The organism is Pseudomonas sp. PAMC 25886, assembly GCF_000242655.1.
GTDB lineage: Bacteria > Pseudomonadota > Gammaproteobacteria > Pseudomonadales > Pseudomonadaceae > Aquipseudomonas.
In genome coordinates this window covers 1-11,331 of record NZ_AHHC01000048.1, presented here as the reverse complement: position 1 = coordinate 11,331, position 11,331 = coordinate 1, and the positions used below count along the sequence as shown (strand labels likewise).

Annotated in this window: 8 protein-coding genes; 2 read left to right on the top strand and 6 right to left on the bottom strand. The window is 63.2% G+C overall.

All coding sequences use genetic code 11. The annotated features are described in order from the left end of the window. Positions 1 to 23: 23 nt before the first annotated feature. From MUM_RS0115330 to MUM_RS0115305, 6 genes are all read right to left on the bottom strand, one after another. Positions 24 to 1,103 carry an LLM class flavin-dependent oxidoreductase gene (locus tag MUM_RS0115330; protein ID WP_010171267.1) on the bottom strand — a complete coding sequence of 360 codons (1,080 nt, stop codon included), beginning with the start codon at positions 1,101 to 1,103 and terminating at the stop codon, positions 24 to 26. Positions 1,104 to 1,122: 19 nt separating this feature from the next. Beyond that, positions 1,123 to 3,684: a TonB-dependent receptor plug domain-containing protein gene (locus MUM_RS0115325; protein ID WP_010171265.1), complete on the bottom strand. Its 2,562-nt coding sequence runs from the start codon at positions 3,682 to 3,684 to the stop codon at positions 1,123 to 1,125. 148 nt (positions 3,685 to 3,832) lie between these two features. After that, positions 3,833 to 5,389 (bottom strand): ABC transporter substrate-binding protein, encoded by a 1,557-nt coding sequence (locus tag MUM_RS0115320; protein WP_010171263.1) that lies wholly within the window; start codon positions 5,387 to 5,389, stop codon positions 3,833 to 3,835. Between the two features lie 4 nt (positions 5,390 to 5,393). After that, positions 5,394 to 6,602, bottom strand: a complete 1,209-nt coding sequence (locus tag MUM_RS0115315; RefSeq protein ID WP_010171261.1) for an LLM class flavin-dependent oxidoreductase — start codon at positions 6,600 to 6,602, stop codon at positions 5,394 to 5,396. Between the two features lie 13 nt (positions 6,603 to 6,615). After that, complete coding sequence (locus tag MUM_RS0115310) at positions 6,616 to 7,842, bottom strand: alpha/beta hydrolase family protein (RefSeq protein WP_010171259.1); 1,227 nt, start codon at positions 7,840 to 7,842, stop codon at positions 6,616 to 6,618. 14 nt (positions 7,843 to 7,856) lie between these two features. Next, positions 7,857 to 8,933, bottom strand: a complete 1,077-nt coding sequence (locus MUM_RS0115305; RefSeq protein ID WP_010171258.1) for an ABC transporter substrate-binding protein — start codon at positions 8,931 to 8,933, stop codon at positions 7,857 to 7,859. Between the two features lie 402 nt (positions 8,934 to 9,335). On the opposite strand from MUM_RS0115305, the gene MUM_RS0115300 reads away from it, so the two are divergent. Then, positions 9,336 to 10,412, top strand: a complete 1,077-nt coding sequence (locus MUM_RS0115300; RefSeq protein ID WP_010171256.1) for a sigma-54 interaction domain-containing protein — start codon at positions 9,336 to 9,338, stop codon at positions 10,410 to 10,412. A gap of 48 nt (positions 10,413 to 10,460) precedes the next feature. After that, a complete protein-coding gene (locus tag MUM_RS0115295) occupies positions 10,461 to 11,072 on the top strand; it encodes an LpxA family transferase (RefSeq protein WP_010171254.1) in 612 nt (203 codons plus the stop codon). Positions 11,073 to 11,331 lie beyond the last annotated feature (259 nt).

The following is an 11,331-nucleotide window of genomic DNA, read 5'->3' as shown; positions in this document are numbered from 1 at the left end:
GCCGGCGATAGTGGAGGCGGCGGTTACGCGGCCTTTCTGCGCCGGGCTTCCTCGCGCACTGCCGGAATGATCCACCGCCCATAATCCACGGTGTCATACAGCGGGTCATAGCCCCGGTTCAAAAACGTCGTGACCCCCAGGTCCACATAATCCAGCAGCGCCTGGGCCACGGTCTCCGGTGTGCCTACCAATGCCGTGGTGTCGCCATACGCCCCCACAGCCGTCGCCGTCGGCATCCACAACGCGCGGTCATGCCGATCGCCTAATGCCGCCGCTGCCAGCAAGCGTTCCGACCCCGTTCCCTTGATTCGCTTCTGCCACGGACTGCCCGCCGCGAACTGTGGATTGGCCTTGATCTGCTCCAGAATCTGCTCGGCCCGTTGCCAGGCCAGTTCCTCGGTCGCGCCCAAAATCAGGCGCACCGACAAACTCACCCGCGGCGCCTGCACACCCGCTGCACTGGCCGCCGCCTTGAGCTTGGCAATCTGCTCCGCCACACCGCTCAACGGTTCGCCCCACAGCGCATACAGATCCGCATGCTTGACCGCAATCTGGTAGGCAATGTCCGATGAGCCGCCAAACGAAATCGGGATATGGGGTTGTTGCAGCGGCTTGACCGGGGAAAACGCGCCCTTGATGTTGAAGTACTTGCCCTCGAAGTCGAACGGCTCTTCGGCGGTCCAGGTGCGCCGCACTATCTCCAGGTATTCGTCGGTGCGTTGGTAGCGCTCGGTCTTGTCCAGCAGGAAGTCGCCTTCCTGGGGCTCGGCGGTGATGCCGGTGATAGCGTGCAGGCGAATGCGCCCGCCGCCGGTGGTGTGGTCCAGCGTGGCGAAGGCTCGGGCTGCGACTGTCGGGGCAGTGAGTCCCGGCCGGTGGGCGATCATGAAACCCAGGCGTTCGGTGTGCGCCGCGGCGTAGGCGGCGATTTGCAGGCTGTCGGCACTGCCGGGCCCGCTGGCGATCAGCACCCGGTCAAAGCCGGCGTGTTCATGGGCGCGGGCGTGGTGGCGGATAAAATCGAGGTCGAAATCCGGGCTGCGCACGCCACGGGTCTCGGACCATTGGCGGGGGAAGATCATGCCGACAAATTCAATGGACATGCTGAGGCTCCTTTGAGGGTTAGAACTGATAGTCGACCTGGGCCAGCAATGTGCGGCCCGGCATCGGTTGCAGGAAGGTGTTGGTGGAGCCGGCCAGGCCGCTGACGAAGTTCAGTTCGTTGGTCAGGTTCAGCACGCGCAAGGTGGTGCTCCACTGCGGCTGGCGGTAGTACACGGCAAGGTCGAGGTTGTATTCGTTGGGGATCTTTACGGTCTTGCTCAGGTTCAGGTACCAGTTGCTGGTCCACCAGCCGGACAGCTCGGCGCCAAAGCCCGAGTCGAAGCGGTAGTCGACGTAGCCACTGGCGGTGTATTCCGGAATCTGCACCGCGTCGAAACGCCCGGAAGGCCGCTGGTTGAGGCTGTTGTTGTCGCCGAACACCGTGCCGTTGTCGGGCACGAACCCGGCCGAGGCAAAGCCCGCCTGGGAGGTGAATTCGTTGTAGGCGTTGAGCTTGGACAGGTTCAAGCCGCTGCGCAGGTGGTCATCCGGCTGATAGCGCACGGTGGCTTCCACGCCCTTGATCACCAGCCGCGCGATGCTGTTGTTGCTGTCTGGCGCCTGGTCCCGGGCCTGCTTGAACGCGGCGAGGGTCATGAACAATTGGTTGGGCACCGCTTCCACCTTCACGCCCACTTCGTGCAACACGCTCAGGCTCTGGAACGCCAGCGGGTTGAGCAGGTTGGCGCCACTGCCGCTGCCCCACCCCAGGCCGTTGGAAAAGAACCCGGTGTTGACCGCCAGCGAGCGATCGAAGGTGTAGTAAAGCGTGGTGTTTTCCGTGGGCTTGACGTAGGGGCTGACCTGGAATGCGAACAGCCGGTAATTGTCACTGTCCTTGCGCGGGTTGCCGCCGGCGAGCACGAACGGGTTATCGATCTCGGCCTCGATCCAGCTGCGGCTGGCACCGATGTTCAGGCCGAAATAGTCGCCGTACTTGAGGTTGTGCTGGCTGAACAGGGTCTTGGTGGTCCAGGTGCTTTCGGCGGTGTAGGGCGCCACGGATTCGGCATAGAGCCCGTGCCCGGCCGGATACATCGGCGGCAGGTTCAGCCAGCCGTAGTCATTGGAATACTGCGGCACGCCGGGCTGGCCGACCCACGCGCCATTGCCACCGGCCGGGTTGGCACCGGTGAGGCCCAGCAGGTCGCCGGGGTTCTTGCCCGAAGGGTCCTGGGTCAAGTCATAGGCGTTGATGGTGGAGCCGAAGCTGTTGTTGGCAGCGATCGACTGGTTAAACTCGCGGCGATAGATCAGGCCGGTATTGCTGTCATCCCGCAGGGTCCAGCCGCCCAGGCGGGTTTCATTGCGCGAGCGGAATTCGAAGCGGTTGTCGAAGATGTTGTCTTTGGATTGCACCTGGAACGAACCCACGGCATCGGTGATGTCCTTGGAGCGTTGGTAGAACGTGCTGTTTGCCACCGTGATGGTGGGCGACAGGTCGGCCTCGATGCGCAGCTGCGTGGTAAAGCGCCGGGAACTGCTCTCGTCTTCCTTGCGTTGCCCGGTTTGTGAAGACAGCGAGCGTTCGCCGTTACCCGCCAGCGTCGGGTCATACACCCAGCCCCGCAGGCTGCCGGGGTTGCTCTGGGTGTTGGGCGAGGCGGTCTGGAAGCTGCCATCCACCACGCTGTATTGGCCCTGGGCATTGCGTTGGCGTTTGACCCAACCCAGGGTTGGCGCATCGGCGGCGCCGGAGGCCAGCACCGGTGACCACAGGGTGTTGCCGTTCTGGATAATCGGCGTGGCGCGGCCGGCGTAGTACTTGCCGTTGTCCACCAGGTCCTGGGTGGCGCGGTTCCAGCCGTGGGTGATGTTGTAGTCGTAGTAGTTGTCGTAGCTGGCGTTCCAGTCCACCCGCACGTTGTCGTTGCGCCAGGCGAGGGCGCCGTAGAAAGCATCGAAGTTGTTGTCGACGTTGTCGTAGAAGTCCTGCTGGCGCTGCTTGGTGATGCTCAGGCGGTAGGCCAGGTTGTCACTCAAGGGGCCGGTGTTGTCGATGCTGAACTTGTTGGAACTGCGGGAGGTGCCGTCCGGTATCCACGAGCCCAGTTCACCGCTGAGTTTGGTCTTGAACGCGTCGAAGTCGGGCTTCTTGCTCAGGTAGTTCACATAACCGCCGCTGCCGGACACCGAGCCGTAGGTGACCGAGGACGGTCCGGCGACGATGTCGGCACCTTCATAGGCGTTGAAGTTTGCCGGGTGGCGCACGCCATAAGCGCGCTGGCCGTCCTGGAACACCTCGGAGCCCTGGGCGCGAAACTGCGGGGCGATGCCGGCGTTCTGGCCGCCGCCCCGGGTGATGCCGGGGGCGTACTTGACCAGGTCGTCGGCGCTGCGGATCGAGTCGTTGGCCAGTTGCTCGGCGTTGATTTGCACCACCGAGCGCGGCGTATCGAGGACTTTGGTTTCGGTACCGCCGTACACCGACGTCGGTGGGCGAGTGGGCAGGGCGTCGTCATCGGACTGGCTGGCACTGGCCTGCACGGTCACGGTTTGCAGTTGGGTATCGGCGGCAAAGGCCTGGATTGGCAGGCTTGCGGCCAGCAGCAGAGGTAAACGCAAGGCGATAGCGTGCATGGCAGAAATGCCCCATAAAAAGAATGAAGAGCGCACGGTCCCTTGTAGGAGCCGGCTTGCCGGCGATAAGGCCCTCGAGCCCTGCGCCGGTCGACCGGACGCCATCGCCGGCAAGCCGGCTCCTACAGGGCGATACGGTGTAAGTGGCTCAGGCGGTGTCTTTGAGCCAGAGCTTTTCGAAGCGCCAGGTGCTGAACAGCGACTCTTCGGATTGCGCGCCGCCGACACGGGTGGAGACGCTGTCGAGCAAGTCGGCATAGCCCCAGATCAGCATCCCGCCGCGTTCGTACTGGATCTGCTGGACCTGATGCACCAGGGCCTTGCGTTTTTCCAGGTCGGGCTGGGCCATGGCGGCCAGGAACAGCTCACTGAATTGCGGGTCGTTGAAGTGGGTCTTGTTGGACACCGCAAATGGCGCGTCGGTATGGATCGCACTGGCCAGGAACGGCGCGCCGATGCTGCCGCCGGTGCTCAGGGTCCAGTCGTTTTTCAGCGGCCCCTGGAAAGTCGCCAGGTCCACCTGCTTGACCTTGAGGGTCACGCCGATACGTTTGGCCTGTTCGGCCAGCACCAGCGCCGAACTCAGGCCCGGCCCCGGGGTGGTGATCAATTCCACTTCGAGGTTTTCCTGGCCAGCGTCCTTCAGCAGTTGTGCCGCGCGTTGCGGGTCGTAGGGGCGTGGGCCGAGGTCGTGGTTGAAGGTTGGGTCGCTGGGTGCATACAGGTCGTTGGCCACCCGGCCCTGGCCGTTCAGCGCGCGGCGCACCAGCTCTTCACGGTCGGCCATCAAGCGAAACGCTTCGCGCACCCGTGGGTCGTTGAACGGCGGTTTGTCGAGGTTCATGTCGAACGACAGCCAGTTGCCGGTCACCGAGGTGATGACTTTCAGGCGCGGGTCCTTTTGCAGGATTGGCAGCTGCTCGGTGGGCATCACGTTGGCCATGTCGATTTGCCCGGAACGCAGGGCGGCCAGGCGCGAGACCTGATCCTTGAAGTCGATGATCTCCAGCTCATCGGCGTAGGGCTTGCCGTCCTTGTAGTAGTTCTCGAAGCGGGTAAACAGTGAGCGCTGGCCTGGGGTGAAGCTTTTGAGCTTGTAGGGGCCGGCGCCCACCGGGTTGGTGACCGGGTGGTAATCCACCGGCACGATGCCGCCGAAGTTGACCCAGGTTTCTGCCAGCGGCATGTAGCTGCGCCCGTCGCGAAAGCTCAGGCGCACGGTGCGGTTGTCGAGCTTGACCAGGTTGTCACGGTCCACCCAGTGCAGTAGCGCCGCGTAGGGCGAGGCCAGCTGCGGGTCGGTGAGGCGGCGGATCGAGAAGATCAGGTCATCGGCATCGATGGTCTTGCCGTTGTGAAACTCCAGGCCGGGGCGCAGGCGCAGGGTCCAGCTGCTGGCGTCGGCATTCGGCTCGGCAAACTCGGCCAGGGCCAGGCGCGGTTGCATCTGCTCGTCCCATTCCCAGAGCTTGCTGTACAGCGCAAAGCCGCGAACGATGCCACTGCCCACGGGCTTGTGGGCATCGAGGTTGCCACTCTGGTTGCCATCCAGGATCCCCAGGCGCAGGCGCCCGCCGTAGCGCGGCTGGTCGTTGGCGGTGACGCTTTTGGGCGTGTCACCGGGACCGCAACCGGCCAGCAGCAAGCCGCCGCCGACGGTCACGCTGTAGCCGAGAAAGTCCCGGCGGCTAAGCAGTAGGCTCATGGCATCAGACTCCGGCCGGACCGTTGGCGGAGCGCAGTTCCAGCACGGGCTCCTGGGAGCGGCTCAGTTCGGCGCGTTCATTGAAAAAGTGCGGCAGGATGTGCTCGCCCAGGCGGTAGGCTTCCTCCAGGTGCGGGTAGCCGGCAAGGAAGAACAGGTCGATGCCGATGGCGTTGTACTCGCGAATTCGCGCCACCACGTTTTCGTAGCTGCCCACCAGCGCGCAGCCCGGCGGAATGCCGATGTAGCCAAAGCCGGTCCACACATTGGGGTGGATGAAGAAGTCATCGAAGCCCTGGGTTTCGGTTTTTTCGCTGAAGCCGTGCTCATAGCTGAGCTTGCGTGCCGTACGCAACCCGGCATGGGCCGCCACGGCCTTGACCGCGCCCCGGGCGATGCCTTCGTCGAAGAAACGCTTGGCTTCAGTGCGGGCCAGTTCTTCGGTTTCCCGGGTGATCACGTCAATCGACAGGCCGAAGCGAATGTCGGTGCGGCCCCATTTCAACGCGCGCTCGCGCAGGTCGGCGATCAGGGCGGCGATTTCGTCCGGGTGTTCGGCGCGCATCAGGTAGAAGTCGGCGTGCTTGGCGGCAAACTCCCGGGCGGCGATGGATGAACCGGCGGTGCAGATCAGCGGCAACTGGGCTTTCTTCAACGGCCCGCGCAAGCCGCCACCGTCGGCCTTGTAGAACTTGCCGTCGTAGTGGAAGGTTTCGTTGTGCCAATAGCCCTTGACCACGTCCATGAATTCGGTGGCGCGTTCGTAGCGTTCATCGTGGTCGCTGAAGTCGCCGACCTGGCGCTGGATCGCGTCCGAGCCGCCGTTGATGATGTTCCACACCAGGCGGTTGCCGGTGGCGCGCTGGTAGGTCGCCGCCTGCTGCACGGCCACCCACGGGGTGTAGTGGTAGGGCTGGAACGCGGTGACGAATTGCAGGGTGCGGGTTTCCCGGGCCAGCAGCGCGCAGACGGTCCACGGCTCTTCGCCGGTGGGCGCGTTGACCATCAGCGCGCCGCCAAAGCCGTTGATTTCTGCAGCCCTGGCGATTTGCCCGAGGTAGTCGATGTACGTGAAGTGGTCACCAACACTGAAGCCCGACACCGCGCCGGTGCTGGGGCCGCCGCGATGCCAGTCGCCACGGTTGCGTGGGTCGCCGGGGAGGAACTGGGTTTCGCCGTGCAGTGGCAGGCGGGTGAAGAATTCGATGCTCATGCAAGCCTCCTGCTTATTGCGCGGTGGGGGCGCAGATCGGGGTGATCGGCTGGTCGTTGATGACCTTGTGGGCAAACGGGATCGAGTCCTTGAGTGACGCGTTGACTGTGGCGCTGTGGCCCAGGCCTTTGTACAGGTGGCCTTCGACGATGGAGCCGGCCTTGCACGCGTCCTGCATCAGCTTGACCTGAGTCGCGGCGGCCGGGGTGGTGTCTTCGGCGCCGGTGCCGATGAAGATCGGCTTCGAGGTTTTCAGCGTCGGGTAGGACACTTGCGCCAGCCACGGGGCGAGCTGCTTGCCCTTGTAGTCTTTCTTGGTGTTGGCGATGCTCAGGCCGAGGCCTTCCACGTCGCCTTCGAGGGCGAACAGGCAACTGGTGCGGGCCTGCTCGAAAATCGGCAGGGCTTTTTCGGTGTAGAAGTCAGCCGGGTTGATGCTTGGGTCGTATTGCTGGGCGGCGAGCAGGGTGTAGAAGCCGTAGGCCAGGGTTGGGTCGACCTTGTTGCGCACTTCTTCGCTGGGGTTTTTCGCGTAGTCGAGGGTGTAGATCACACCGGTGCCAATGCTGCCTTTCACTCCCAGGTCCGGGGCGTAGGTGGCGGCATATGCCGCGGCAGCGAAGGCACCGGCACCGCCCTGGGATTGACCGACGATCAACACCTTGTCGGCCAGCCCGGGTACCCCGGCCACCACGGCCTTGGCGGCGTCGAGAATTCCGTAGGCGGCCATGCGGCTATTGAGCAATGGGTGGCCGCCGGGCACGCCGAGGCCCTGGTAATCGGTGGCGACGACGGCAAAACCTTCGGCCAGCCAGCGATTGAGGTAGGCCACGTCACGGTACGAGCGACCTTGCCAGGACGGTGCGCACACGTCCGCCACGCCCACGGTGCCATGGCCCCAGCTCGCCACCGGCCAACCACCGGCAGGCGGCGTGCCTTTTGGCAGGAACAGCGCGCCGGACACCACGATCGGTGTCTTGTTATCGATGCCGTCGGTGGAGGTGTACAGAATCCGTTGGGCGCTGGCGGCGTTGGCCAGGCTCAGGGTGCTGTCCAGGGGCTCGCTGCGCAGCAGTTTGCCGGGAACGGCCGGGATGGCTTTTTCCCAAGTGTAGAATGCCGAGACGCGGCCATCGCCTTGCAGCGGGTCGGGTTTGGGGGCGTAGGTGTCGGCAGCAAACACGCTCATGGACAGGGCCAGAACGCTGAGGCCAAAGGCAAAGGAGTGCGGCAGTTTCATGCTCAATTTCCCTATTACGGATTAGTGCTGACCTGGCCACGCAGGGCTGGCCAGTAGTCGGTGAGTTTCAGGTCGATCAGGGCCTGGTTGGTAAAGCCGGTGGCCAGTGACGGGCCGATGTCGTAGGTGTCGCGAATCAGGTGATTGGCCAGGGCGTAGGTGGTGAGGGCCTGGTAATGAGCCTTGAGTTGCTGGTCGCTTTTTGGCGCCCAGCGATCCTTCCAGGCCACCGGGTCGTCCTGATCGTCACGGCGCAGCACGCTTTCGGCGGTGCCGGCGCGGGAAGACAGCTGGTAATAGGCGTCCTGGTTCTGTGGCTGGGAAATCCACCACGCGGCTTTCACCCAGGCCGTGGCGAGCAATTGGGTGATGTCCGGGTGCTGCTGCACAAAGGCCTCGGTGCCCCACAGGTCGGAGACCAGGCGCCAGTCGTTACTGCCTTGTTTGGTCGACCAGATGATCTTGCCCACGCCCTTGTCTTCCAGGGCATAGGCCTCGCTGAGCAACACCGCCGCGTCGACCTTGCCGGCAGACACGGCCGCGGCGCCGACTTGCGGGTTGAGGTTGGCGATCTTGAAGTCGTCGAGTTTCAGGCCCTTGCTGGCCAGGAAGTTGCTGAAGGCGAACTCCCATGGACGGCCGCGATGCAGCGCCAGGCGCTTGCCCTTGAGGTCTTCGATGGTTTTCGCGGGGGAGCCTTCGGGCACCACCAGGTAGATATTGTTGCCGCTGCCACCGGGCACGATCAGCTTGCCCGGCACACCGCCGGCCCCGGCGATCACCGAAGGCAGGTCACCGCGCACGGCGAAGTCCAGGCTGTTATTGCTGAAGCCTTCGTTGATCTGCGGCCCGGCGCCGGCGTGGGGCAGGGCGATCCACTCCAGCTTGACCCCGCGTTCACGCAGTTGCGCTTCGAGCCAGCCGTCTTCGATGACGCGCCCGGCGATGCCGCCGAACACCGGCTTGCCCCCTTGCGTGTAGGCGACGATGGCGATCTTCACCGACGCCGGTGGCGCCTGTTCAGCCAGCACGCCGGTGCTGACCAGCACACCGAACACGGTGGCAATGCTGTTGCGCCAGAAACTTTTCATTGGGATCTCCCTGCTAAGTGATCGCGACCCCCTGTAGGAGCCGGCTTGCCGGCGAAAGCGTCCGTTTAGTCGGTGCAAGGCTTGAGGACCTCATCGCTGGCAAGCCGGCTCCTACAGGGGAGGTGGCGTTGGGAGGGAGAGAGCAGATTGCATGCCATCAGTGGAAAAACGCGCTGCACGCCTTGTAGAACGTGGTTTTGCGGGTTTTCGAAGAACTGCCTGGCAATGGCTTGGTGCTGATCTGCGCACAGGCAGGTGCTGGCCGATTGCTGCTCCAGCAGCAGGTGGGGTGCGATGTGTTGGTATATTCTTTTCGGGAATATATAAATATTAATTAATAATTAAATGGTATAGAAAACTTCATGCACTATTGACACGCGCTTTTACTGCCAGGAATGCACCATGTCGCTGATCACCCACCCCAACGCCCGTGAATTGACCAAGTCGGTGCGCGCCACCGTGCTGGTCTTCAAGGACCCGCGCTCACAGGAATTGCTCGCACGTATCGAGCGCCTGGCCCCCAGTGAGGCCAACACCTTGATCATCGGCGAGACCGGCACCGGCAAGGAACTGGTCGCGCGTCATATCCATCATCTGAGCCGTCGCGGGCGTGAGCCGTTTGTGGCGGTGAACTGCGGCGCGTTTGCCGAAACCCTGGTGGAAAGCGAGTTGTTCGGCCACGAAAAAGGCGCGTTCACCGGCGCTACCACCCACAAGGCCGGCTGGTTTGAAGCCGCCAACGGCGGTACGTTGTTTCTGGATGAAATCGGCGATTTGCCGTTGAACATGCAGGTCAAATTACTGCGGGTGCTACAGGAGCGCGAAGTGGTGCGCCTGGGTTCGCGTACGCCGATCCCGATCAACGTACGGCTGGTGGCGGCCACCAACGTCAACCTCGCCGACGCGGTGGTGGCCGGGCACTTCCGTGAAGATTTGTTCTACCGCCTGCACGTCGCCACCATCCGCCTGCCGCCCCTGCGGGAACGTCCCGGCGACATCCTGCCGCTGGCGGAATTTTTTCTTGAAGAACACTGCCAGCGCCTGGGCTACAACCGCGCTTCGCTGAGCATCGATGCCGAGCGCAAGCTGCTGGAACACAGCTGGCCGGGCAATATTCGCGAGCTGGAAAACGCGATTCACCATGCGTTGCTGGTGTGCCGTAATCAGTTGGTGCAGCCGCCGGACCTGCACTTGGTGGACATGCGTTCCTCGGGCATCCGCCAGGACGAGGCAAACCAGGCCGCGCCCGCGATCACCGGGCCGGTGAGCCTGGAGGCGGCGCTGAATGCGTTGTTCGAGCAGAACATTCCGGACCTTTACGAGCACATCGAGGAGACGGTCTTTCGTGCGGCCTATCGTTACTGCCATGGCAACCAGTTGCAGACCGGGCGCTTGCTGAATATCAGCCGCAACATTGTGCGGGCGCGGTTGGAAAAGATCGGCGAACTGGGCAAGCCGGTGCTGCTCGACGGGCAGTGACGGGGGTGTTAGCGTTTCGGGCTTCTCTGATCTGTAGAGGGCTCGACGTTGATTCGACTCACCGATTACATCGCTGATTTTTCCCGTTCGCCGCTGGCACCCTGGGTTGACCTTGCACCCTGGGAACTGGTGACCCAGGCGCCTGGCATTGTGCGGCAGTTGCTGGCGGGGCTTTCTGACGACGATTACGAGATTCATGACGAGATCGCAGTGCACCGTACTGCGGTGGTTGAAGCGGGTGCTGTTTTGAAAGCGCCGCTGATCATTGGTGCCCACTGTTTTATCGCGGCCGGGGCTTACCTTCGTGGTGGTTGCTGGGTGGATGAATATTGCATCTTCGGGCCGGGTGCGGAGCTCAAGACGTCCTTTGTTTTCAGTGGCAGCAAGTTGGCGCACTTCAACTTTGTGGGTGATTCGGTGTTGGGGCGCGGGGTGAATCTGGAGGCGGGCAGTATCGTTGCGAATTACCGTAATGAGCGGGATGACAAGGAGGTCCAGGTGCGGGTTGATGGGCAGTTGCAGCGTACCGGGTGCGACAAGTTTGGGGCGCTGTTGGGGGATCAGTCGCGGGTTGGAGCCAATGGTGTGTTGGCACCGGGGGCGGTGCTTGCGGTGGGTAGTGTGGTTAGGCGGGGGGAGGTTTTTGATTGTGAGGGGTAGGGGGCTTTTGGGGTACATATCCGTTGGTTGAGTAACGGCTGCTTATGGTTCCGCTCTTACAGCGGGTCACTTTGGAAAAGCCCCAAAGTAACCAAAGGGCTCTGCCCCGCCTGTCGGCACCTCGCTAAGGCTCGGCGTTCCCTCACTCCGGCATTGCTCCGCGGGCCGCCGCGACGGGGCGTCCCTGCCCCGTCGCGGCTAAACCGGCGTCCTGCCGGTTTACCCGCTCCTCAATCCCTGCGTTCGGCCTCGGGCTTAT